The 24,067-nt window shown below is 61.3% G+C and carries 25 protein-coding genes; 23 read left to right on the forward strand and 2 right to left on the reverse strand.

What is annotated here, in order from left to right; translation table 11 throughout:
• Positions 1-79 precede the first annotated feature (79 nt).
• From CCR96_RS07990 to CCR96_RS08055, 14 genes are all read left to right on the forward strand, one after another.
• On the forward strand, positions 80-463 hold the full coding sequence (locus CCR96_RS07990) for a CCDC90 family protein (RefSeq protein ID WP_201219603.1): 384 nt from the start codon (positions 80-82) through the stop codon (positions 461-463).
• A 34-nt stretch (positions 464-497) separates the two neighbouring features.
• Entirely contained in the window at positions 498-1,937 is a 1,440-nt protein-coding gene (gene rlmD, locus CCR96_RS07995) for a 23S rRNA (uracil(1939)-C(5))-methyltransferase RlmD (protein WP_201219605.1), read from the forward strand.
• 193 nt (positions 1,938-2,130) lie between these two features.
• Positions 2,131-2,598: a CYTH domain-containing protein gene (locus tag CCR96_RS08000; protein WP_201219607.1), complete on the forward strand. Its 468-nt coding sequence runs from the start codon at positions 2,131-2,133 to the stop codon at positions 2,596-2,598.
• A gap of 60 nt (positions 2,599-2,658) precedes the next feature.
• Entirely contained in the window at positions 2,659-4,323 is a 1,665-nt protein-coding gene (locus tag CCR96_RS08005) for an ABC transporter substrate-binding protein (RefSeq protein ID WP_338035841.1), read from the forward strand.
• A 248-nt stretch (positions 4,324-4,571) separates the two neighbouring features.
• On the forward strand, positions 4,572-5,117 hold the full coding sequence (locus CCR96_RS08010; protein ID WP_201219608.1) for a C40 family peptidase: 546 nt from the start codon (positions 4,572-4,574) through the stop codon (positions 5,115-5,117).
• 437 nt (positions 5,118-5,554) lie between these two features.
• Positions 5,555-5,911 (forward strand): high-potential iron-sulfur protein, encoded by a 357-nt coding sequence (locus CCR96_RS08015; RefSeq protein ID WP_201219609.1) that lies wholly within the window; start codon positions 5,555-5,557, stop codon positions 5,909-5,911.
• Between the two features lie 373 nt (positions 5,912-6,284).
• Positions 6,285-7,061 (forward strand): hypothetical protein, encoded by a 777-nt coding sequence (locus CCR96_RS08020; RefSeq protein ID WP_201219610.1) that lies wholly within the window; start codon positions 6,285-6,287, stop codon positions 7,059-7,061.
• A gap of 63 nt (positions 7,062-7,124) precedes the next feature.
• Complete coding sequence (gene rlmE, locus CCR96_RS08025; protein ID WP_201219611.1) at positions 7,125-7,748, forward strand: 23S rRNA (uridine(2552)-2'-O)-methyltransferase RlmE; 624 nt, start codon at positions 7,125-7,127, stop codon at positions 7,746-7,748.
• A gap of 89 nt (positions 7,749-7,837) precedes the next feature.
• Positions 7,838-9,760, forward strand: coding sequence for an ATP-dependent zinc metalloprotease FtsH (gene ftsH, locus CCR96_RS08030; protein ID WP_201219612.1), 1,923 nt, complete (start codon positions 7,838-7,840; stop codon positions 9,758-9,760).
• 88 nt (positions 9,761-9,848) lie between these two features.
• Complete coding sequence (gene folP / locus CCR96_RS08035; RefSeq protein WP_242518726.1) at positions 9,849-10,646, forward strand: dihydropteroate synthase; 798 nt, start codon at positions 9,849-9,851, stop codon at positions 10,644-10,646.
• 131 nt (positions 10,647-10,777) lie between these two features.
• Positions 10,778-12,118, forward strand: coding sequence for a phosphoglucosamine mutase (gene glmM, locus CCR96_RS08040; protein ID WP_201219614.1), 1,341 nt, complete (start codon positions 10,778-10,780; stop codon positions 12,116-12,118).
• Between the two features lie 4 nt (positions 12,119-12,122).
• On the forward strand, positions 12,123-13,490 hold the full coding sequence (locus CCR96_RS08045; RefSeq protein WP_201219615.1) for a sodium-dependent transporter: 1,368 nt from the start codon (positions 12,123-12,125) through the stop codon (positions 13,488-13,490).
• Position 13,491: 1 nt separating this feature from the next.
• Positions 13,492-13,926: an SRPBCC family protein gene (locus CCR96_RS08050; protein WP_201219616.1), complete on the forward strand. Its 435-nt coding sequence runs from the start codon at positions 13,492-13,494 to the stop codon at positions 13,924-13,926.
• Between the two features lie 7 nt (positions 13,927-13,933).
• Positions 13,934-14,260: an RnfH family protein gene (locus CCR96_RS08055; RefSeq protein ID WP_338035842.1), complete on the forward strand. Its 327-nt coding sequence runs from the start codon at positions 13,934-13,936 to the stop codon at positions 14,258-14,260.
• Positions 14,261-14,459: 199 nt separating this feature from the next.
• Here CCR96_RS08055 and CCR96_RS08060 read toward each other — a convergent pair whose 3' ends face one another.
• Positions 14,460-14,855 carry an outer membrane protein assembly factor BamE gene (locus CCR96_RS08060; protein ID WP_201219618.1) on the reverse strand — a complete coding sequence of 132 codons (396 nt, stop codon included), beginning with the start codon at positions 14,853-14,855 and terminating at the stop codon, positions 14,460-14,462.
• Positions 14,856-15,074: 219 nt separating this feature from the next.
• Between CCR96_RS08060 and fur the strand changes: the two genes are divergently transcribed.
• The 9 genes from fur (at position 15,075) to CCR96_RS08105 (ending at position 22,657) form a co-directional block, all read left to right on the forward strand.
• Complete coding sequence (gene fur / locus CCR96_RS08065) at positions 15,075-15,521, forward strand: ferric iron uptake transcriptional regulator (protein ID WP_201219662.1); 447 nt, start codon at positions 15,075-15,077, stop codon at positions 15,519-15,521.
• Between the two features lie 153 nt (positions 15,522-15,674).
• A complete protein-coding gene (locus CCR96_RS08070; protein WP_201219619.1) occupies positions 15,675-16,145 on the forward strand; it encodes a L,D-transpeptidase in 471 nt (156 codons plus the stop codon).
• A gap of 10 nt (positions 16,146-16,155) precedes the next feature.
• On the forward strand, positions 16,156-17,076 hold the full coding sequence (gene nikB, locus CCR96_RS08075) for a nickel ABC transporter permease (RefSeq protein ID WP_201219620.1): 921 nt from the start codon (positions 16,156-16,158) through the stop codon (positions 17,074-17,076).
• A 3-nt stretch (positions 17,077-17,079) separates the two neighbouring features.
• Positions 17,080-17,877: an ABC transporter permease gene (locus CCR96_RS08080; protein ID WP_201219621.1), complete on the forward strand. Its 798-nt coding sequence runs from the start codon at positions 17,080-17,082 to the stop codon at positions 17,875-17,877.
• 291 nt (positions 17,878-18,168) lie between these two features.
• Positions 18,169-19,218, forward strand: a complete 1,050-nt coding sequence (gene nagZ, locus CCR96_RS08085; RefSeq protein WP_201219622.1) for a beta-N-acetylhexosaminidase — start codon at positions 18,169-18,171, stop codon at positions 19,216-19,218.
• A 167-nt stretch (positions 19,219-19,385) separates the two neighbouring features.
• On the forward strand, positions 19,386-19,946 hold the full coding sequence (locus tag CCR96_RS08090; RefSeq protein WP_201219623.1) for a hypoxanthine-guanine phosphoribosyltransferase: 561 nt from the start codon (positions 19,386-19,388) through the stop codon (positions 19,944-19,946).
• A gap of 130 nt (positions 19,947-20,076) precedes the next feature.
• On the forward strand, positions 20,077-20,520 hold the full coding sequence (locus tag CCR96_RS08095; RefSeq protein WP_201219624.1) for a hemerythrin domain-containing protein: 444 nt from the start codon (positions 20,077-20,079) through the stop codon (positions 20,518-20,520).
• A 365-nt stretch (positions 20,521-20,885) separates the two neighbouring features.
• Positions 20,886-21,641 carry an S-methyl-5'-thioinosine phosphorylase gene (locus CCR96_RS08100; RefSeq protein ID WP_201219625.1) on the forward strand — a complete coding sequence of 252 codons (756 nt, stop codon included), beginning with the start codon at positions 20,886-20,888 and terminating at the stop codon, positions 21,639-21,641.
• 149 nt (positions 21,642-21,790) lie between these two features.
• On the forward strand, positions 21,791-22,657 hold the full coding sequence (locus tag CCR96_RS08105; RefSeq protein ID WP_201219626.1) for a hypothetical protein: 867 nt from the start codon (positions 21,791-21,793) through the stop codon (positions 22,655-22,657).
• Between the two features lie 231 nt (positions 22,658-22,888).
• On the opposite strand, the gene CCR96_RS08110 is transcribed toward CCR96_RS08105, so the two are convergent.
• On the reverse strand, positions 22,889-24,058 hold the full coding sequence (locus CCR96_RS08110; RefSeq protein ID WP_201219627.1) for an ABC transporter permease: 1,170 nt from the start codon (positions 24,056-24,058) through the stop codon (positions 22,889-22,891).
• Positions 24,059-24,067 lie beyond the last annotated feature (9 nt).

The following is a 24,067-nucleotide window of genomic DNA, read 5'->3' on the forward strand; positions in this document are numbered from 1 at the left end:
GCCCTTAAGGCCGTCAAGGGCAGGGCGCAATGCTCAATTCATCTTGCTGTAGCAACCTTCAGCTGGCACATTGTCTGACATGACTTCAAGTGTTGCCCTCTACGAAGCCCTCACCAACGCCTCAGATGAGCGGTCGCGCGCGCGGCTGATTGCGGAGGCGTTCGAGCGGCTTGAAGAGCGCTATCCGCAGTTGCCGGATCTGGCGACCCAGGCGGATGTGCGTGAGAGCGAGTTAAGACTGCGGCACGAGATCGAGCAGCTGCGCGTGGATTTGGCGCGCGAGATCGAGCAGGTGCGTGCAGACCTGACGCGCGATATCGAGCAGGTACGTGCAGACCTAACGCGCGATATCGAGAAACTGCGCACCGAGGTCGAGCGGGTCAAGTTTGAGCTGTTGAAGTGGCTGTTGCCGGTCATGGTAGGACAGGTGGTCGCGATCGCGGTACTGGTGAAGCTACTGTGAGTCGCGTCGCTTCAAACCCGCTGCGTGGCACGCGATGAGCAAGAAACGTAAACCCCTACCGAGTGAGCCCATCGAGGCTGAGATCGAGTCGCTCGCGCATGATGGGCGCGGGATCGCACGGGTCGAGGGCAAGACCGTCTTCGTGCACGGCGCCTTGGTCGGAGAACGGGTCCGGTTTCGACTGACGCGACGGTTGCGGCGCCATGATGAGGCGGTGGTGACCGAGGTACTGGAGCCCTCGGTGCAGCGGGTCGAGCCGCGTTGTGCGCACTTTGGTGTCTGTGGCGGCTGTGCGCTGCAGCACATGGAGCCGGCGGCGCAGATCGAGAACAAGCAGGCGATCCTGGCCGATGTGCTGCAACGGATCGGTGGGCTGGCGCCCGCGCGCTGGCTGCCACCGCTGGCGGCTCGCGATCTTGGTGCGCACTGGGGCTATCGGCGCAAGGCGCGGCTTGGGGTGCGTTGGGTACCGAAGAAGGGCCGCGTGCTGGTCGGCTTTCGCGAGCGCGGCTCGAGCTTCATCGCCGACGTGCAGCGCTGTGAGGTGCTGCATCCGGCCGTCGGTGAGCACCTTGAGGCGTTGGCGCGGCTGATCGAGGGTTTGAGTATCCGCGAGCGCCTGCCACAGATCGAGGTGGCGCAGGGCGACGGGCCGGTGGTGCTGGTGTTTCGTGTGCTCGACCCGCCCTCGGCGGCCGATTGCGATCGGCTGTTGAGCTTTGCTGCTCAGAGCGGGTTCCATGTCTATCTGCAGGAGGGAGGCGTCGAGACGGTTCGCCCGCTGCCGGGCCAGGAGATCGAACTCAGCTATCGCCTGCCGAATCAAGGACTGACGCTCGCCTTTGAGCCGAACGACTTTACTCAGGTGAACCTGGAGCTGAATCGGCAGATGATCGATCAGGCGTTGGCGCTGCTCGATCCACAGCCTAATGAACGTCTGCTTGATCTGTTTTGCGGGCTCGGCAATTTCACGCTGCCGCTCGCTCGCCGGGCGCGTGAGCTGGTGGGTGTCGAGGGGGATGCGGGTCTGGTGGCGCGTGCGGAGGCCAATGCGGTGCGCAATGGGATCGAGAATGTGCGCTTTTATACGGCGGACCTCTACGCTCAGGCTTCGCCGCGGACGGGTGCTAACTCGGAACCGCAAACGGCCCATCAAGCAGCTGCCCAAACCGGTGCACAGGCTGGACCGCACCCATCTCCATCGCTGCCTTTGACGGCAACCCCCTGGCTCGATGAGCCGTTCGATAAGGCACTCTTAGACCCACCGCGGAGCGGTGCACTTGAGGTACTCGACTGGCTAGCGAGTTCGGGCGTTCAGCGCATCCTCTATGTCTCCTGCTATCCAGCGACACTGGCGCGCGATGCCGCCAAGCTGGTTGGCGAGCTTGGCTTTCGCCTGGAGGCCGCTGGCGCGATGGACATGTTTCCGCACACCGCGCATCTGGAGGCGATGGCGTTGTTCGAACGGCGCTAGCGATAGACTCGCGATTTGTCCTGGCGACAGCTGGTGTTGAAACTATCGCCTCATCTTCTAGGGTGGCGACGCCCTATATGCGTTAACGGGAATCTCGCGCGATTCATCTGCCGGAGTGGCGCGGCACCATGAGAGTTAGGGTCCTTCGTTAGGAGCCTTCATTGGGGGCCTACAGTAGACAGAGGCATGACGAATGGCGATGGAGATCGAGCGCAAATTCCTGGTTTGCAACGACGATTGGCGCGAGCAGGTGCTGTCTGAGACGCATCTGATGCAGGGCTATCTGGCCTCGACAGCGGCGTTGACGGTGCGGGTCCGACTCGACGGTGGACAGGGCCGACTGACGATCAAGGGTGCGACGCGAGGGATCAGTCGCAGCGAATACGAGTATCCGATCCCTGCTGAGGACGCTCAGGCCATGCTGAACGAGCTGGCCGAGACCGCAATCATCGATAAAGTTCGTCATCGCGTGCGCTGCGGCGAGCATGTCTGGGAGGTGGATTGGTTCGCCGGTGACAATGCGGGCCTCGTGTTGGCCGAGATCGAGCTGGCTGCCGAGAACGAGTCCTTCGAGCGGCCGGCTTGGCTCGGTGCTGAGGTCAGCGATGATCCGCGCTATTACAACGCCAACCTGGCGCGTCATCCGTTCAAGGACTGGTGAAGAGGCTGGTAAAGGGCCTGGCGAAGGGCCAGATGAAGGGGCTGAAGAGGGAGCTGACGCGTGCGGCGCCGCGCCATCCCGGCAGATGAATCGCGTGAGATTCAGCTTAACGAAGGGCTTGGCGGTGATCTTGAGGGGCGGCATGACCAGTCTCGTCGATCGCATGCAGCAGTCACCGCGGTCTTGAGCGTGATTCCGCTATCGCCTCGGTTGATGCGCCCGGTCACGCTGCTGCGCTTGGTTGTCCTCTCGGCGCTGCTTTGCATCTTGCTTGTGCTATCTGGCTGTCCTCAGCCTGATGATGCCGATGCCATCGTGCTTGCCGTCTCCCAGGCCCCGGCGAATCTTGACCCGCGTCTGGCGACCGATGCCACCTCGGAGCGGGTCAATCGGCTGTTGTACGCGCGTCTGGTCGAGCTGGACGAGGCCGGGCGGCCAACGCCTGGTATCGCGCGCTGGGAGCAGCTGGCGCCGCTGCATTACCGCTTCGAGCTCCAGGCTGATCGCCTGCCTTTTAGCGATGGCCAGCCGCTTCGCAGCGCGGACGTCGCCGCGACCTACCGATCGATCCTGGACGAGGGGCTTGCGTCACCGCACCGGGCGCCACTGGCGTTGATTGAGCGCATTGAGGTGCTCGATGCGCGTCGACTCGACTTCCACCTGTCTGAGCCCGATCCGCTGTTTCCGGCCTACCTCAGCCTTGGCATCCTGCCGGCTGAGCAGATTGCGGCTGGGCACGCCTTTCAGCGCCAACCGATCGGCAGTGGCGCACTGCGCTTCGTGGCTTGGCCGAGCGCTGATCGGCTCCTGCTCGAGCGTCGCCGCGACGGGCAGTTGTTGATCTTGACCCGCGTCAAAGATCCCAACGTGCGCGTGATGAAGCTGCTGCGCGGCGAGGTCGATCTGCTGCAGAACGATCTGCCGCCGGAGCTGATCGGCCTCTTGCGCGAACACCCGGGGGTTCAGGTGCTGACGGCGCCCGGGATCAACTTCTCTTACCTGGGCTTCAACCTGGCCGATCCGGTGACGGGTGACCCGCGGGTGCGGCGGGCGATCGCGCACGCCATCGATCGTGAGGCGATCCTGCGCTGGCTGTTTCGAGATCAAGGGCGAACTGCTGAGGCCCTGCTGCCGCCGGAACACTGGGCTGGGGCGATTGGGCTGTCGGCCTACGCTCAAGATCACGCGCTGGCAAGGCGGTTGTTAGTCGAGGCGGGTTATGCCGATGGCGAGCGTCTGCGGCTCTCGTACAAGACATCGAGCGATCCGTTTCGCTTGCGACTGGCCAGCGTGCTGCAGGCGCAGCTAGCCGAGGTCGGTATCGATCTCAAGATCGAGAGCTACGATTGGGGCACCTTCTTTGGTGACATCAAGGCCGGGCGCTTTCAGCTGTTTGGTCTCACCTGGGTTGGGATTCGATTGCCCGACATCTTTCGCTACGCATTTCATAGCGCCTCGACGCCGCCGCGTGGGGCCAACCGCGGCCGCTACCTCAGCTCGGAGGCGGATCGGTTGATCGACGCCGCCCGCCGCGAGCCTGATTTGGGGCGCCAGGCCAGCCTCTATCAGGCGCTTCAGTCTTTGCTGCATCAGGACCTGCCGTATGTGCCGCTCTGGTACGAGGATCAGATTGCGGTGCTGCGCGAAGGGCTAACGGGCTATCGGTTGGCGCCGGACGGGAACTATGACGGGTTGGCTGAGATTGAGCGGACTAGCCCGCGCTAGCTCCTGTGCCTGAGCGTGCGTGCCCCACTCGCTGGCGTGTCGCGCTAGCGCGTCTTGCGACCTCGGGCTTTCGCGCCTGTTGGCCGCAGCGATTGTGCATGGGCACGTCTCAGGGTTCACAGATGAGTCCTTGCTGGCGGGTCTGGTCTGTCTGTTCGGATAGGCGGGGCGATGGCCTTGCTTGACAATAGCCCGTGGGGAACTAAACTTCGTTTTTACATTGGGTTATAAGATGTTTATCGGGTAAAATGTCAATAGAGATCGTGCCGTCCTGTTCCGCCAGCCCAGCCCGTTTGCTGTACAGGCCGCTGCTTTTAGGGGCCTTTCTGGGGTCAGCCTTGGTTCTGCTTGGCTGTGCCAGCGCGCCGTCCTCGCCGAATCGCAGCGTCCAGGTTGCCGGCGAGACCTTCGATCTCAGCAGTCTCGAGCCAACACGAGCAAACGTCGTGAAGGCGGCGTTGGCGCAGATTGGCACGCCTTATGTCTACGGAGGGGCAACGCCGCATCGGGCGCTCGATTGCAGTGGTTTGACCTTGGTGGCCCATCAGGCAGCTGGCATGAGCATTCCGCGCGTCTCGACTCAGCAACGGGCTGCGGCAACCCCGCTGCGCGGCCATCCCAAGCCGGGTGATCTGGTGTTCTTCAAGACTGGCCCGAGCCAGTACCACGTCGGGATCATGGTCGACGATCAGCGCTTTGTGCATGCATCAACCTCAAAGCGCCACGTCCGGCTCGCGAATCTTGGCAACAACTACTGGCGGCAGCGGTACCTCGGGGCAGGTAGTTACCTCTAACGCTCATGGCGCGGCGCTACCCTGGACAATGAATCGCGGAAAATTCACGGTGATGTAGATCGCGCGTCGCCGACCAACACGAAAAATCGCTTGTTTCAGCGTCACGTTGAGGGCGCGTTGCGAGTCCGGACTGAGAGGCGATTCATGAACATGAAGAAGCTGGTGAACAGGAGGCGGTTGCGATTGCTCCAGGGTCAGGACCCAGCCCTAGCGGGCGATCGGATTGGCGCCGGCTAGGAACACGCTCGAGGGTTGGTTGTCTACTAGACCGGATAAGGTGAGGCCTGAGCAGGTGAGGCCTGAGCCGTTGACGATTAATTGGCCGCCGTTCTCGCCTTTTCCAGATCGTTCGTGCAAAATGTCCGGCGGTCCGGGCCTGCGTGGTGACACCGGGCCGTTCGAGCAATCTCAGTCCACGCTCTGTAGGAGACGTCAGAATGTCCGATAAGCCAATGAATAAGAGCCGTCGTGACGCCGTCAAGATGATGCTTGGTGGTCTCGCCTCGGTGCCGCTGGTCAACCTCGTCGGTATTGCAGCCGCACAGGCCCAGGATCTGCCGCACGTTGATCCAGCCACCGATCCGACTGCAAAGGCACTGCAGTATCATCATGAGGCGACTGAGGCCAACCGCGCTGCCGCGAAACGTCCCGGTCTGCCCCCAGAAGAGCAGTTCTGCAAGAACTGCCAGTTCGTATTGGCTGACTCCGGCGAATGGCGCCCCTGTAGCCTCTTCCCCGGCAAGGCCGTGCATGAGACCGGCTGGTGTGCATCTTGGACCCTGAAGGCCGGCTAAGGTCTGACTGTCCTGCCGCGGCCTCCGGGCCCGGCGCGGGGTGCCTCGCGCCCCGCATGAAGATGCTCACCTGCCAAGGCCGATTCGCACTCTCATCCGACCCCAGCCCATCGTTCGGCGATAGCCGCCTCCAGTCGACTCCGATCTCTGTAGCAGAGACCCGCCACTGCGATGAGGCTTGTCCTCTCTGTGTCCGACCAGATCCAATGACGGTTCTCGTGTTGAACCCGTCGCTGCATGATCCTAACCTCATCAGCATCGATGAGCCGGCCCAGCGTTTCAAGCGCTGCCGCGGTTCCGCCAAGTCTCTGTTGTGCGAGAGACCGTTGCCGATCGTCCTAATCCCTTCTTCCTATCCGTTTGGAACTGAGTCATGAGCCTTGCGCTACTGCCAGTCACCCGCCAGCTGTTGATTCGCGCGCTGCTTTGGGCGCTGATCGGTGCGATTTATGCCCCTTTGTTGATCGTGCTCGAAGCGCTGTTTGCACCCTACCTGGGGGAGCTTGCCTTTGTTGCAGCGGCCGCCTGCGCCGGCGCGATCGGTGCTTCCTATTACAGCGCGCGGCAGGTGGCTTTGGTTGCCAGCCTGATCGGGGTCGTGACAACGTTGTTCTTACTGTTGCTGTTTTACGAGCAGGCAGCGTTCTGGCATGCCGCGCTGCTCTGTGGCGTCCTCGGCTTGGCGACCGGACTGCTGATCGAATTTCCGAGTCGCTGCACCGCGAACGTGCCGGCAAAGGCCCTGGTTGGGGCGTTGAGTGGGGCCGTATCTGGCGCGGTGCTGTCGCTGGTCGCGATGCTTGGCGTTGGGCTCTCGCCGGTGGTGGCGGTGGCTTTCCTGGTCTCGGTGAATGGCGTCATCTATGTCGCCTCGGTGCGCAAGGTGGCGACGACGACCGGTGGTCTACCGCGCAGTTGGTGTCCACTCGCTGAAGGTCTGGTGATCGGGATTGTCGCGATCATCGTTGGCGGCAGTTTCTGGGCCTTTGCCAACACCGTGTCCGGCTACGATCGGCCAGGCTTTTTCCTCCAGGTGATTGAAGGCACCTCATCGATCTTGCCGCTCGCGGTCGCATCTGGCATGGCGGCCGGGAGTGTCACGGGCGCGCTGCTCGAACTCTTCGACTTTGCCTGGATCGACGACCTGTGATCGCAGCCAGCCAAAGCCAAAGTACCCTAGACCTCGTGGCGGTGTGGCTTGAGGGACGATTGAATGGCTGGGCGTAAAGGCGATCGTCGCTGGATGCAGCGTCATCTCAATGATCCCTATGTCCAGCAGGCGCAGCGTGATGGCTATCGCTCACGCGCGGCCTACAAGCTCATCGAGCTCGATCAGCGCGACCGCTTTTTGCGCCCCGGCCAGTGTATTGTCGATCTGGGCGCTGCGCCTGGGAGCTGGTCGCAGGTGGCAGCGAAGCGCAACGGGCCAAGAGGTGCGATCGTGGCGATTGACCTCCTCGAGATGGAGCCGATTGCTGGCGTCGATGTCATCCAAGGGGACTTCCGGAAGGTCGAAGACCTGGCGCGGCTGAGCGAGCGTATTGGCGAGAACGGTGTCGATCTTGTGCTTTCGGATATGGCCCCAAATGTTTCTGGCATGACGGCGGTCGATCAGCCGCGGATGATGTATCTGGTCGAGTTAACCATTGATTTTGCAGTGCAGTACGCGAAACCGGGCAGTAACCTGGTAGTCAAAGCCTTCCAAGGCGAGGGTTTCGATGTTGTACTGAAAGAGTTCAGGCAGCGTTATCAGCAGGTCAAAATCCGCAAGCCGGATGCCTCTCGGGCGGCAAGCCGAGAGGTCTACCTGGTGGCGAAAGGGCGCCAAGTCCGGTAACGTCCAACTAAACCCGTATCTATATTCGCGATCCTTGGGCTGCTGCGCTCAAGTGTTGCAATGCTAAAGAGGCTGATGCCGTGAGCGACATGGCGAAAAATCTGATTCTCTGGGTGGTCATCGCGATCGTGCTGATGTCCGTGTTCAACAACTTCACGGCCACGCAGTCGAGCCCGCAGACCCTGGCCTACTCCGATTTCATCGCACAGGTCCAGCAAGGGCAGGTGAAAGAGGTGACGGTGCAAGGGCGTACCATCGATGGCGTCAACCAGAATGGTCAGCGCTTCACGACCTATAGCCCGGGCGACGATGGCTTGGTCGGCGACTTGCTCAATAATAATGTCGAGATTCAGGCTGCGCCGCCTGAGAAGCCCTCGGTGTTGATGCAGATCCTGATCAACTGGTTCCCGCTGTTCATCTTGATCGGTCTCTGGATCTTCTTCATGCGTCAGATGCAGGGCGGCGGTGGTGGCCGCGGCGCGATGTCGTTCGGCAAGAGCAAGGCGCGCATGCTGAGCGAAGATCAAGTCAAGGTCACCTTCGCCGACATGGCGGGTGCTGAAGAGGCGAAGGATGAGGTGGTCGAGGTTGTCGACTTCTTGAAGGACCCGTCGAAGTTCCAGAAGCTCGGAGGCAAGATCCCCAAGGGCGTCCTTATGGTCGGCCCGCCAGGCACGGGTAAGACCTTGCTCGCCCGCGCTATTGCTGGTGAGGCCAAGGTGCCGTTCTTCACCATCTCGGGTTCTGATTTCGTCGAGATGTTCGTCGGCGTGGGCGCCTCGCGTGTCCGCGACATGTTCGAACAGGCGAAGAAGCACGCGCCTTGCATCATCTTCATCGATGAGATCGATGCTGTCGGTCGCCACCGTGGCGCTGGCCTTGGTGGTGGACATGACGAGCGTGAGCAGACGCTCAACCAATTACTGGTCGAGATGGATGGCTTCGAGGGTAATGAGGGTGTGATCGTAATCGCCGCGACCAACCGGCCCGACGTGCTCGATCCTGCGCTGTTGCGCCCAGGTCGCTTCGACCGCCAGGTGGTGGTGCCGCTACCGGATGTGCGTGGCCGCGAGCAGGTGCTCAAGGTGCACATGCGCAAGATCCCGACTGCCGAGGATGTGACGCCGTCTTTGATCGCGCGTGGCACGCCAGGCTTCTCCGGCGCGGACTTGGCAAATCTGGTCAACGAGGCGGCTCTGTTCGCTGCACGTGCCAACAAGCGTCTGGTCGACATGGAAGATCTCGAGAAGGCCAAAGACAAGATCATGATGGGCGCTGAGCGCCGGTCGATGGTGATGTCCGAGGATGAGAAGAAGCTCACCGCCTACCATGAGTCTGGTCATGCCATCGTTGGACGTCTGGTACCGCAGCACGACCCGGTACACAAGGTCAGCATCATCCCGCGCGGACGTGCTCTAGGTGTGACGCTATTCTTGCCGGAGGATGATCGCTTCAGCTACAGCAAGCAGCGTCTTGAGAGTCAGATCTCGAGTCTGTTTGGCGGCAGGCTAGCCGAAGAGCTGATCTTCGGGCCGGAGATGGTGACCACGGGTGCCTCCAACGACATCCAGCGTGCGACCGACATCGCGCATAATATGGTCACTAAGTGGGGGCTGTCGGATAAGCTCGGTCCCTTGACCTATAGCGAGGATGAGCAAGAGGTCTTTCTTGGTCACTCGGTGACGCAACATAAATCGGTCTCGGATGAGACCACGCATCTGATCGACAAGGAGGTGCGCAGCTTCATCGATCGCAACTATCAGCGGGCGAAGACCATCCTCGTCGAGCACATGGAGCAGCTCCATGCGATGGCCGCGGCCTTGATGAAGTACGAGACCATTGATGCCGATCAGATCAAGGACATCATGGAAGGTCGGGAGCCTCGGCCACCCAAGGACTGGAGTAATGACGAGACCAAGCGCCCAGGTGGTGGTGCGGATGCGCCAATCACTCCATCGGCAGATGGACGACCCGCCTCGGGTCCGATTGGTGGTCCTGCCGGCGAGCATTGATGGCTTGGGTCCGGTTAAACCTTAGTCCTTGGCGATGACGACACTGCAGTGCGGGGCGCGGTCGATTGATTTGACTGAGCCCCGCGTGATGGGCATCTTAAACGTCACCCCCGATTCCTTCTCGGACGGGGGTGATTTCGTTTCCGTTACCCGCGCGCTCGAGCGCGCCGAGCAGATGGTTGCCGAGGGTGCGGCGATCATCGACGTTGGCGGCGAGTCGACGCGGCCAGGCGCTGAGCCGGTGCCCGAAGCGCTTGAGATCGAGCGCGTGGTGCCGGTCATTGAGGCGTTGGTGTCGCGCGTCGAGGTGCCGATCTCGATTGATACCTCCAAGCCGGGCGTGATGCGCGCCGCCGCCTGCGTTGGCGCCGGCTTGATCAACGATGTGTTTGCCCTGCGGGCGCCGCAGGCGCTTGCAGCAGCGGCTGAGACCGGCTTGCCCGTCTGTTTGATGCACATGCAGGGAGAGCCGCGTACGATGCAGCAGCAACCGCACTACGCGGAGGTGGTTGCTGATGTGATCGCGTTTCTGCAAGCGCGCGTCGATGCCTGCGAGCAGGCTGGTATCCCGCGCCAGCGGCTGCTGGTCGATCCCGGTTTTGGCTTTGGTAAGACGCTCGCGCATAATCTCACCCTGTTGGCGCGGTTGGAACAGTTCGCTGGGCTCGGGCTGCCGCTGCTGGTTGGTCTATCGCGCAAGTCGATGCTCGGTGCGCTGACCGGGAGGGATGTCGACGGGCGGCTCTCGGCCGGGGTTGCTGCGACCACCCTGGCACTCGCACGAGGCGTCGACATCATCCGAACCCATGATGTTGCGGCTGCCTACGATGCGATACGCGTCTACACTGCTGTTGCAGCCGTTGATCATTGCGGGATGTCAGGCTAAGCATCGGCCGCTGCTCGTCTCTTGGACTGGTTGGTCGTTGTGAGTTAGCAGATTGTCGTGAAGCAAGCGCTTGATCGTCCACGGTGGCGACGCGCGATGAATCTTATCTTCGATGAACCTTAGGTGAACAGTTGAAGCGCAAGTATTTCGGTACCGATGGGATTCGGGGGCGTGTCGGTGATCCGAGCGTCAGCCCAGATTTCGTTGTCAAGCTCGGCTGGGCGGCTGGTCGCGTCCTGGGTCAAGGCGACGGCAGTACGGTGTTGATCGGCAAGGACACGCGGATTTCTGGCTATATGTTCGAGTCGGCCCTCGAGGCTGGCTTGGTTGCCGCTGGCGTCGATATCCGACTGCTGGGGCCGATGCCAACCCCGGGCGTCGCCTATTTGACGCGCACCTTTCGCGCGGCCGCCGGCATCGTCATCACCGCATCGCACAACCCGTACGACGATAACGGCATCAAGTTCTTCTCGAGCGACGGCGACAAGTTGCCGGATGAGGTCGAATGCGCGATCGAAGCGGCGATCGATCAGCCCCTGCACACGGTCGCCTCGGCCGATCTTGGCAAGGTCCGGCGGGTGGATGATGCCGCTGGGCGCTATATCGAATTCTGCAAGAGCAGTGTCCCGGCATCGACCTCGTTAAAGGGTCTTAAGCTGGTTCTGGACTGTGCCAACGGTGCGACCTACAACGTCGCCCCTTTTGTCTTCGAGGAGCTCGGTGCCGAGGTGGTGACGATCGGCACGCGACCCGATGGGTTCAACATCAATCGCGAGGTCGGCTCGACCAAGCCTGGGGCCTTGACCGAGGCGGTGGTCGCTGAGGGCGCTGCACTTGGTATCGCCTTTGACGGCGATGGCGATCGGCTGATGATGGTTGATGCCAATGGTCAGGTGATCGACGGTGATGCCCTGATCTACCTGATCGCCAACTCGCGCCGTGCTGCGAATGAGCTGCGCGGTGCTGTCGTGGGCACCTTGATGAGCAACCTTGGGCTTGAGCTGGCGCTGCGCCGATTGGGCATCGACTTCACCCGCACCCAGGTCGGTGATCGCTACATCATGGAGCGACTCAAGCTCGATGGTGGCATATTGGGTGGCGAGCCTTCTGGACACATTATCTGCCGGGATCGAACCACCACTGGCGACGGCATTATCGCTGCGCTGCAGGTGTTGCAGGCATTGATCGATGCCGATACCACCCTAGCCGATGCCGTGCGTCCGGTCGAACGCTATCCTCAAGTCCTGATCAATGTCCGCTTGGAGCAGCGCATCGATGTGATGTCACGCCCGCGTATCCAAGATGCCGTGCGAGCGGCGGAGGCCAATCTTGGCGACCAGGGACGCGTCCTGCTGCGCCACTCTGGCACCGAGCCGCTGGTGCGCGTGATGGTCGAAGGTTTTGATGCCGCCAATGTGCAGGCGCTTGCTGAGGAGCTTGCTGGATTAGTGCGCGAGGAATTAGGGGCCTAGGCCGATGCAGACGACCTCGATGCATGGCATGTGGTCATCGCGCCTCGCGTTCATCTTCGCGGCGACTGGCTCTGCCGTGGGGCTGGGTAATATCTGGCGCTTTCCCTACACCGCAGGCGAATACGGCGGCGGTGCCTTTGTCATCGTCTACCTGCTCTGTGTCGCTGCCATCGGCGTGCCGATCATGATCGCCGAGATCATGCTGGGGCGACGCGGGCGGCAGAGTCCGATCAACAGCATGCGTGCGCTGGCTGAGCAAGCGGGCGCGAGCCGGGCCTGGCAGCTTCTTGGCTGGATGGGTATCCTGTCTGGCTTTCTGATCCTCTCGTTCTACAGCGTGATTGCTGGCTGGACCCTGGCCTATGTGTTTCGGGCTGGGGCCGGGCTATTCGAGGGTATCGACGGCGCGGCCTCGGAGGCGATCTTTAGTGCGCTGGTTGCCGACCCTGAGCGGCTCTTGGCCTGGCACACCGTCTTTATGGTGCTGGTGGTGATGGTCGTCGCGCGTGGCGTCGCCAGCGGCCTGGAAATGGCCGTGCGCGTGCTGATGCCGACCCTGTTCCTGTTGCTGGTCGTTATGGTGCTCTACGCCTCACAGGCTGGAGACTTCGCCGCTGGCCTCTCGTACCTATTCACCCCTGATTTTGGCGAACTCAGGGCCAACGCCGGCGACGCCATCTTGAGCGCGATGGGGCAAGCCTTCTTCAGCCTGAGTCTGGGCATGGGCGCGATCATGATCTACGGCTCTTACCTCAGCAGCCATGCCTCGATTGGCGGTAACGTGGCCATTATCGCCGGCATGGATACCCTGGTGGCCCTGCTTGCTGGGCTGGCGATCTTTCCGATCGTCTTTGCGCAAGGACTCGAGCCGAGCTCTGGGCCGGGCCTGATCTTCCAGACGCTGCCGGTTGCCTTCGGTCAGATGCCGTTTGGGGCCTTCTTCGGCGTGCTGTTTTTCCTGTTGCTCGCGTTTGCGGCCTGGACCTCGGCGATCTCCTTGCTCGAGCCGATGGTTGCTTATCTGGTCGAAAACAAAGGTTTTAGTCGGGTGCGTGCCGCGCTATTGGCTGGGGTTGCGGTCTGGCTGTTGGGTATTGCCTGTCTGCTCTCGTTGAACGCATGGGCGGGCTTTACGGTCTTTGGTAAAGGTATCCTCGACCTCTTCGATTACCTCACCGCGAACGTGCTGTTGCCGCTCGGTGGAATCTTTATCGCCATCTTCGCGGGCTGGGTGCTCGATGAGACGGTCTCACGGGATGAGCTCAGCGCGACTAATGGCGCTGTGCTTTACCGCATCTGGCGCGGGCTGATTCGCTGGCTCGCGCCAGTCTGCGTCGTCCTGGTCTTCTTGAACGCAGTTGGATTGATTTGACGTGCCGCTGGTAAAGAAAAGTGCGTTGGTGCGTCATTCGGCGCAACAGATGTTTGATTTGGTGGCGGACGTGGAAGGCTATCCGCGCTTTCTGCCTTGGTGCCACTCTGCGACCTTGCTGTCGCGAGACGAGCATGAGCTCTGTGGCCGCATCGAGGTCGCGAGACTTGGCGTGCGGCAGGTGTTCTCCACCTGCAACAAGCTTGAGCCGCCTGAGCGCATGTACCTGCGGCTGAAGGATGGGCCATTCCGCAAGCTCAGCGGGGTTTGGACCTTCACAGGTCTGCGTGAGGATGCCTGTAAGGTCGAGCTGCAGCTGGATTTCGAGTTTTCCGGCCGCTTGATCGACAAGGCCTTCGGCGGCGTGTTCGGTCAGATCGCGAACTCGATGGTGGATGCCTTTTGTAAACGAGCAGATGAGGTCTATGGTGACTGAGCAGAGCGTGAACGTCGAAGTCGCTTATGCCCGTGAGCGGGCGCAGGCGTTGATACCGGTTAAGGGGCAGCAAGGAATAACCCTGGCGGAGGCCATTGAACGCTCTGGCATCCTTGAGCGCTTTCCCGAGATCGACCTGGATGTCAACAAGGTTGGCATCTTTGGCAAGGTCGCCAAGCTCGATCAGGTACTCGCGAGCGGTGATCGAGTGGAGATCTATCCGCCGCTGATCGCTGATCCAAAGCAGGCGCGCAAACAGCGCGCGACTGGGGCTAAAGCCGAGGACGGCAAAGCTGCAGCAGAGGAGTCTAAGGCCTCTGCGGCGAACGCCTAACGCTCATGGTGCCGCGCCACCCCCAGCAGATCCATCATGCCGGATTCACGTTAAGGTTTAGGCCAAGCGACCGTGCCGCCTCTAGGCTGGCGAGCCGATTGGCGGAGGCGGAAACGCTGAGTCAGTTGACGCGACCCAAGCCGGTCGATTTCGATATCTAGCGCTGAGTATTACAACGGCGTTCCGACGCGTTTTGAGCTTATTCGGTGGTCTCGACGCCGACGGCGTTCAGCGTTCGGGAGATAATGCCGCGGTCATCGCGCCAATCTGGCACCTCGACCACGACCGTCTCCTGTTCGAGTGCGGCCAGTGCTGCGGCCGGATCGGGTTGCGCAAAGCCCTCGATGCTCACAAGCTGGTCCTCTTCGAACCAGAGCGTGAGCTGCTTGCGTTCCATGGGTTGATGTCCGCGGCGAATGGTGTAGATGTAATCCCAACGGTTGGTATGGAACATATCGGTCAGTAGTGGGGTTCCGAGCAGGTAGCGTACCTGCTCTCGATTCATGCCGAGTTGGACCTGATTCACCATTGGTTCAGTGATGATATTGCCCTGCTGCACCGTCATCTTGTAGACGAAGGGTAGGTTCGACAGCATGGAGCCGCTCGGTCGATCGTCTTGTCGCTTGTCGCGAGCACAGCCGCTTATCGCGAGCGCCGCGGCGAGGATTAGGATCGAGCTAAGAATGACAAGCCTTCGCATCAATCTGTTGTAAGGTAGGGCTGGAACAAACCCAGATGGTACCGCACATGAGAGCAGCGTATCAGTTTCTCGAACAGACTTTGAGCACGCATGAGTTCGATGGATAACAAGCCAATGGAGAACCAACGCCAGATCAAGCAGGCAGGCCTCAAGGTCACCGTGCCGCGGCTGAAGATCCTGCACATCCTCGAGACCAGCGAGCAGCGACATCTGAGCGCTGAGGAGGTCTACAAAGAGCTGCTTGCCGCCGACGAGGAGATCGGGCTAGCGACAGTCTACCGGGTGTTGACCCAGTTCGAGGGCGCCGGCTTGGTTGTCCGCCATCATTTCGAAGGTGGTCAGTCGGTGTTCGAGCTGAATCGGGGCAGCCACCACGATCATCTTGTCTGCGTCAAATGCGGGGCTGTGGTCGAGTTCTTCGATGAGGTGATCGAAGACCGGCAGCGGGCGATTGCCGAGCAGAATGGCTTTAAGATCGTTGAACATGCGCTGGTCATCTATGGCGATTGTCTGCAAGGTGAAGACTGCCCGCGGCGTGCCTCGCTTAAACGAGGCTCATGACGCGCAGCAGGACGACCTTGTCAGGCCTTCTCAGGCCTGGCTAGGGCGTTTAAGCGGGGTGTCCACGCGTGCTGCCAATGTGCTGATGTGATGGAGCCTCAGCACGCAGTTCGATCGTTGCCGGACTCGGTGCCCGTTGCAGATGCCGGGCTGATGATTCATATCAGCATTGCGCGGCAGCAGCTGGTACTCTATCGCGCTCATGAAGCAGTCGAGCGCGTCGCTGTCTCGACCGCACTGCAGGGGCCTGGTGAGCGCAATGGAAGCGGCTGCACGCCGCGTGGCCAACATCGCATTCGCCTCAAGATCGGCAGCGGCTGTCCGAGCGGTGCTGTATTTCGTGGGCGTCGTTGGACCGGTGAGATCTACTCTGCGGCGCTGGGCGCGGCTGCGCCGGAGCGAGATTGGATTCTCAGCCGTATCCTCTGGCTCACCGGCTGCGAGTCGGGGCGCAATCGCGGCGGAAAGGTGGATACCCTCAGTCGCTATATCTACATCCACGGCTGCCCGGATAGTGAGCCGATGGGCGTGCCGCGCTCGCACGGCTGTATTCGCATGCGCAATGCCGACGTGATTCGGCTCTGCGACTGGGTGCCGGTGGGTTGTCCGGTGTTGATCGACTGATCCTGCACCGATGCTGCGTCTTGTCGCTGTTCGCCTGAGTGCGATGCTGTTGGTGATGCTCGGCGCCTGTACCCTGGTCTTCCTGTTGATCCATCTGGTGCCTGGTGATCCGGTCGATGCCATGCTCGGCGAGACCGCTCGTGCTGCGGATCGAGCGGCACTGCGGGCTGCCATGGGGCTGGATGTGCCGCTCTGGCAGCAGTATCTTGACTACCTGGGCGGCCTGGCGCGGCTCGACCTCGGTGACTCCCTGCGCGAGCAGCGCCCGGTGGCGAACATCCTCGCCGAGCGTTTGCCGCCGACCTTGTTGCTTGCAGCTGCCTCGTTGATCCTGGCGCTGGCGATTGCGATCCCGCTCGGTGTGCTTGCAGCGCGGCATCAGCATCGGCTGCTCGACCGATTGGCGATGGGCTTTTCGCTGCTTGGCGTGGCGGTGCCGAACTTCTGGCTCGGGCCGCTGCTGATCCTGGTGTTTTCGCTTTGGCTCGGCTGGGCTCCGGTCAGCGGCATGCAGCAGCCCACGAGTCTGATCCTGCCTGCCATCACGCTTGGCACCGCGCTGGCCGCGGTCTTGGCGCGGATGGTGCGCAACAGTGTGCTCGAGGTCTTGGGCGATGACTATATTCGCACCGCGCGGGCCAAGGGCTTGTCCGAGGGAGCCGTGGTGCGTCGACACGCCTTGCGTAACGCCTGGCTGCCGGTGCTGACCCTGGTCGGACTGCAGCTCGGCGCACTCCTCTCGGGTGCGGTGATCACCGAAACTGTGTTCGCCTGGCCGGGTGTCGGGAGTCTGATGGTCGAGGCCATCCAGGCGCGCGACTTCCCAGTGGTCCAAGGTGCGGTGCTGCTGATCGCCGCGCTCTATGTGCTGGTCAATACGGCGACGGATCTCGCCTACGCCGCAATCGATCCGCGAGTGAGTCTGCGCTGAGCGATGCGTTTGATCCTACCGATCGGTATCCTCCTGGTCTGGGCCGTCGCGGCGCTGCTTGGCCCTTCGCTGCCGTTGGCGCCGAATCAGATCGATCTGCCGCAGATCCTTGAAGGCCCGACGCTGCTGCAGCCGTTAGGGACCGATGATCTCGGACGCCCGGTGCTCGATCGTCTGATCGTCGGCTCGCGGACCTCGTTTCTGGTCGCTATTGGCGTCGTGGCGTTGTCGCTGGTGGTTGGGGTGGCTGTCGGCGGCATCGCCGGCTATGTGGGCGGTTGGCTGGATCTGGTGACGGTTCGCCTGATCGATGTCTTCCTCGCCTTTCCCGGTATCCTGCTCGCGATTGCGCTCGCAGCGGTGCTGGGGCCCGGGCTTGGTAACCTGATCATCGCCTTGTCAGCGGTCGGCTGGGTCGGTTTCGCGCGTCTGACGCGGGCGCAGATCCTGTCGTTACGTGGTCGCGATCATGTGCTCGCGGCGCGCGCGCTGGCCGTGCCGCCGCAGCTTATCCTCATCCGCCATCTGCTGCCGTTAGCGGCCGCGCCCTTGGTCGTTGAGGCGACCTTCGGTATTGCCTCGGTGGTGGTCGCTGAGGCTGGGCTGTCCTTCCTTGGCCTCGGTATCCAGCCGCCGGCGGCGTCCTGGGGGAGCATGATCCGCGATGGCGTCGCCTACATGCTGGTCTCTCCGCACCTGGTTCTCGCGCCGGGACTGGCCCTACTTTTGGTTGTGCTCGCGGTTAATCTCGCCGGTGACGACCTGCGCGATCGGCTCGATGTGCGTGCTTCGCGGAGCTGAGGAAGTGGTGAGTGGTGAGTGGTGAGTGACGTGTCGTTGCTGGGGCAACACAGAGAGGGTGCTAGCGGTATGATTCGTTGCTGCATCCCCAACAGCGTCGTTGAGCCGAAGATTTCAAAGATGAGCGCAGAGGCTTGGTTAGGCGTCGAACAATCCCCGCTGTAGCGGTTTGGTGCCCTTGATGTCATCGCCAAGGGTCTGTTTCGAAAGAGTTTAATCTGTGTCTATCAAGGTCATCTTCGGTTTGCGGATGAATGATGAAACGCCAGTGCTGAGATGTGGAGTCGGTTCATGCTGAGTGCAGATCCTGGGCAATGGCCTAGCCAAAGGCCCCTCGGGCCGGTGATGCTCGATCTCAAGGGCATCGAGCTGAGCGCCGAAGAGCGTGAGCTGCTGCGCCATCCGGCGGTTGGTGGCGTGATCCTGTTCCGGCGCAATTTTGTCAGCCCGGAACAGCTTGCAGCGTTGACCCAGGCCATCCTCGAAGCCGACGAGCGACGCTTGTTGATCGCGGTTGATCAGGAGGGTGGGCGGGTGCAACGGTTCTGCGAGGGACTCACCCGCTTGCCAGCGGCGTCGCGGTTCGGTGCCCTTTATGAACGTGATCCGCGTTCAGCACTCGATGCGGTCCGCGCGGTTGGCTGGCTGATGGCCAGCGAACTGCGTCAGTTGGGTGTCGATTTTAGCTTTGCCCCGGTGCTCGACGTTGAGCAAGGCGTCAGTCGGGTGATTGGCGACCGCGCCTTTGCCACGACGCCGGAAGCGGTCGCGACGTTGGCATCGGCTTGGCTGGACGGTGTCCACGGCGCGGGCATGGCTGGCTGTGGAAAGCATTTCCCCGGTCATGGTGGTGTCGTCGCCGATTCTCACCTCGAATTGCCCGAGGATCATCGGTCGCTCAGTGCCCTTGAACAGGCCGATCTGTTACCGTTCCGTCGCCTCATTGCGCAAGGGCTTGAGGCCGTGATGCCGGCGCATGTGCGTTATGCCGCCATTGACCCCGAGCCAGCCGGCTTTTCGGTGTTTTGGCTGCGTGAGCTGCTTCGTAATCGCCTGCGCTTTGATGGCGCGATTATCAGCGACGATCTCAACATGGCTGGGGCGGGTGTTGCCGGGGGCCCCGCAGCGCGGGCGCTCGCGGCATTGCAGGCCGGCTGTGATCTGGCCCTGATCTGTAACAATCGCGAGGGGGCGATCGCCGTGGTCGAGGCGCTGGCGGACTGGCGGAAACCGGAGTCAGCGGCACGTTTGGAGCGTTTGCGAGCGCGATCCGGTTTCGCTCTGCACAATGCAGAACGTCGACAGGCTGCGTTAACGGCCATCGACCAATTGTCGGTCTGAGTCATGCGCCCAAACGCCGTGTAACTGCGATTTCTAGGATCATCGGGAACTCGCAATAGCAATCGACAGCCACTGAGCTGGTGCCGATGCGACGCCGATCATCCCCCCGCAGAATCATCGGGTGGGCCTCGATGAGACAATGACCCCTCCCGTACAGGAGATAAGCGATGAACAAGATGACGGCTGAGCAATATCGGGCGATCGCTGGCCGCGCTGAGTGCCTGGTATCACCAACGGATGTTGATGCAGCGCTGCAGCGGATGTGCGATGCCATTGGCGCCAGGCTCGGTGATAAAGACCCGGTCGTGCTCGCGGTGATGACCGGGGGCATCGTCGCAACCGGCTTGCTGCTGCCACGGCTCGATTTTGCGCTGCGGCTCGACTATGTGCATGCAACGCGTTATCGCGGCGGTACTCGGGGTGGCGAGATCGAGTGGCGCCATCGACCTGTGGATGCGGTGCGCGGCGAGCATGTGCTGGTGATCGACGACATCTTTGATGAAGGGCTGACGATGGAAACGATCGTCAAGGCCTGCCATGAAGATGGCGCGGCGTCTGTGGTCAGTGCCGTGCTGGTCGAGAAGGAGCGGGGGCGGGACTGTGACTATCGGCCTGACATTGTCGGTCTTCAGGTACCGGATCGCTACGTGATGGGCTTTGGGCTCGACTACAAGAGCTACTTCCGTAATGCGGATCGCATCCTAGCGGCCGATCCTGACGACATCTGAGTAGGGCCATGGGCGCCGTCGAACGGCTTGAGGGAGGTCTATAAAAAGCTAATATAATTAAGGGCTTTTTGACAATTGTCCGGTGATGCGCTAAACCCATCCTGAAGCTTTCGATAAGAGGAGGATGGTGATGCTAACACTCGACGGCTACCGCAGCAGTCATTCTGAGCTGCGCCAGATGATCGATGATCTCAGGCAGCTCACAGCACCCGAGCAGCTCAAGATCAGGCCCAATGCCAAGACCGCCTATCAGTTGCTTTGCGATCTTGCAAAGAAGGTCAAACTTCACCTCGCTGAGGAAGACAAGCAGCTCTATCCCAACTTGCTGATCCACGAAGACCCCAAGGTCAAGTCGATCGCTTGGGGCTTTATCAGCGGTGAGAAGCCACTGCGCCGCTCTTTCGACGAGTATTACAAGCGCTGGCTGAAGAACTGCGACTTCAACTTTAGCGACGAGTTCTTACAAGAGACGCACGAGATCTTCGATATGCTTGCCTACCGGATCGACCGGGAAGAGCAGGTGCTGTTTCCGAAATTGCTCGAGATTGGGATCTTTGCCGAGCAACGGGTCTGATCACCGGTCTGATTGACCTCGGTGAAAGTCCTGGCGGGACTGTTTTCATTCCGTTTTTACAACAACTTGCTCGTATTTTCACCCACTTGCGGTGTTGCGCCAACAGTTGCTCAATCCCACGGGGTATCTGTTGGCGCTCCTAGCGGGTGAAGGAGCAATCGAAGCAGGCTTTGTGGGAACAGGCTTTGTGCGAAACGCTTCGGCAATCGCCTGGACGCCTGCAAAAACTGATGTCGATCTGCCCATCGGGCCTGTCGGGACGAGGCTGCAGACGGCCACTTTGATCGCCGCAGCCTGTGGCGCAAGTGTTCAAGCCTTGCCCTAGTCCAGTACAATGTCTCTCCAGTATTCTAGGAGTGGCATTCATGTCTGTGTTGGCGATTATTGGTGGTTCTGGCTTCAGTGCCTTTCCAGGTCTTGAGGTGCGTGATCGCCAGCCGGTCGAAACCCGCTATGGGACGACCTCGGCGCCACTGGTTCAGGGGCGCATTGGCGGGCAGCCTGTTTGCTTCCTAGCGCGCCATGGTTCTGAGCATCGGTTGCCACCTCATCGCATCAATTATCGAGCGAATATCCAGGCACTTGCCGATGCCGGCTGTTCATCGGTGGTGGCGTTGGCTGCTGTCGGCGGTATCCATCCGGCCTGCTCTCCTGGAACGCTTTGCGTGCCAGATCAACTCGTCGATTATACCTATGGCCGGGCGCACAGCTTCTTCGACGATGAATCCGAGGGCGTTTGTCACGTGGATTTTACTGAGCCCTATAGCCAAGCTCTGCGGCAGCAGCTTCTAAGCGCGGCTGCCGCCGCTGGGATTGTGCTGCGTGATGGTGGAACCTACGCAGTGAGCCAAGGACCTCGGCTTGAGACTGCAGCTGAAGTGCGTCGCATGGCCCGCGATGGCTGTGATCTCGTTGGTATGACAGCGATGCCGGAGGCGGCGCTCGCGCGCGAGCGAGGTCTCGGCTATGCCACACTGGCGTTTGTCGTCAATTGGGGCGCAGGCCTCAGTGACGAAGCGATCACCATGGATGCGATCAACGCACAAATCGAGCGCTGTGCCGATGATATCGGGCGCCTCTTGGCGGTGTTTGCAGAGCAGCGTGCCGCGCCGGTTAGCTGAAACGGCGTTTAGTGGCTGACCATTTTCTACTTCCCGATCATCGCCCACCATGGGTCCTCAAAGCGGGAAGAACGGGAAGAAGTTGATGGACAGTTTCTTATTTGATCATTGTTCCTACACCCAACCCAAACAATTCGCGGAGAAAGACGATGGCTGACGACCAGGAGCAAAACCCGGTGGAAAATGCAGAAAAGAACCCAGTGGAAGCCCAGGAGCAGGCAAAGCCTCGGATGGGCTTCTTGCCAAAAATGGTCCTGTGGAGTCTCGTGCTCCTGTTCGGGTTTCTCTATCTCGGCTCTCTTGAGCGCAAGACCGGTGAGCCATTGATGCCGTTCTCTATGGGCGGGGGTCACCGTGAGGCACCGGCCGCTGCTGTGCCAGCAGCTGCAAGCGGCGCGGTCAGCGAGATAGCCAGTAGCGCTCCGTCTGCGCCTCCAGCTCAGGCGCAGCAAGCGGCCGCCACCTCTGAGCCAGAGTCGCCGCCCGCTGCTGCCAGCACTCCAGTCGCGGCTGTGCCTGATGTGAGCAAGCAGGAGGCGGAGGCCTTTGCCCAGGCAGTGATGACGAAGAAGCCTGAATCGACCGCGACGCCGGCTGCAGCGCCCGCTGCACCAGCTCCGGTCGCTCAGCAGGCCGCGCCGTCGCCGGTCGCTCAGCAGCCTGCGCAGTCAGTGCCGGCGAAGGCGCCAGCGGCGACGGCTCCAGCCTCTAATGATGCGCAAGCAGGTGTCGTCGCTGCGTCGAGTACTGAGGGAGCAAAGGCGCCCGCGAGCGCTGACGACTGGGCAGCGAGGCGTCGTGCGCAGGCTGAGGCTTACTATGCTGAGCAGAGGCGTCAGGCTGAGGCGGCCGCGCGCCAGCGCTGGGAGGCGATGCAGCAGCGCATGCCGCCCGTCCCTTGGCAAGCGGCGCCACCGGCCGCGATGCCTTATGGGGCTTACGGACGTTGGCCAGCACCCGCGGCGCCTGGCTATTATCAGCGCCCGGCGGGGCCAAGCGGCTCTTCATCGAACTGAGTCCGGCTCGGAGGAGGCTGCGGAAACGTTCATTGCGGTTCATTGCGCGCCACGCCTGAAGATGACCTGATTGCTTCAGGGTAAGTGCTTCGGACGAACCGCGCCTTCTTGCACTGGCGCTGAACTTGGTCGCTGTCCATTTTCGACTTCCCGATCATCGCTCAACCATGGCCCTCAAATCGTGAAGAAGTTGATGGACAGTGTCTTAGCCTGCGTTTGGCTGATCCAGTGCTACTCCCAACGGAAAAGCCGTGCTGCAATGGTGATTAGAATCGCAGCCATCGCCAGTAACAGGGCTAACTGCGGCGCGATCGCCATCAGGTTGGCGCCATCAATCATCACAGCCCGCGCGCTTTCGACAAGATAGGTCAGGGGCATGAGGTATGAGAGGGTTTGGGCGGCGGCGCTCGTGCCTTCCATCGAGAACCATACGCCTGCGAGCAAGAGCATTGGCCAGGATATGAGATTGAGCAGTCCGTCGGCGAGTTCTTCTGTGCGAAGTCTGGCGGCGATGATCAGTCCTAGGCTGATCATATTGAGCGCGCCGGCTACATAGATCAGGATGAGGGCGAGATACGAGCCACGCATCGGGAAATCGAGCAGCAGCATCGCGCCTGTGTAGACAACGAGGCTCGAGGCCAGTACCACGATCAGCCGCGATAGGATCTGCGCGATCAGGAATTCGAGCGGGGTTAGCGGAGTCGCCTTCAGACGTCGTAGGACGCCGTTTTTGCGGTAACGCACCACGACCCAGCCAACCCCCCACAGGCTGGAGAACATCAGGTTCATCGCAAGCACGCCGGGTACGGCCCAATCGGCGTAACTGAGTGCCTCGCCGCTTGCGGTCTCGCGCAGCGGCGTTTCTGTTGCCTTTATCCTTGCCGGTAGGGCGCTGGGGGAAGCACCAGTCGCCGCTGGTGCGCTGGCAATGGCGCCAAGCAGGAGGCGCTCGGCGATCGAGCCGTTCGCCGACTCAGGGTTGACCCAGTAGCGCACCAGCGCGCTTGAGGATGCCCGCGTATCGAGAAGTAGGTCGAGCTGATGTCGGGCGACCTTGGCAACGCCAGGGGCCTGCTCGGTGATTGGAACGAATTGGATGGTCTCGATTGAGAGGAAGTCGTCGATCCCGCGACCGGCGGTCGATGAGATTGGCGTCGCGCCGTCGTCGAGCAGGCCAACCTTGAGCAGGGTTTGGCTGCCTGAGCCGAAGATGAACGCGAAGGCGACGATCATCATGACCGGCATCAGGATGTTCCAGATCAGGCCCGCGCTGTCGCGGTAGAACTCGCGGTTGCGAGCGATGAAGATTGCCTGGATGCGTTTCCAGCTCGGTAGATTGGTGGTGTGCTTGCTCGTTCGGTGCAGCCGAACGGTGGCCGCTAGTTTCGTCGCGGGTTTCATTGCAGCTTT

It is taken from the genome of Halochromatium roseum (assembly GCF_016653315.1).
Taxonomy (GTDB): domain Bacteria; phylum Pseudomonadota; class Gammaproteobacteria; order Chromatiales; family Chromatiaceae; genus Lamprobacter; species Lamprobacter roseus.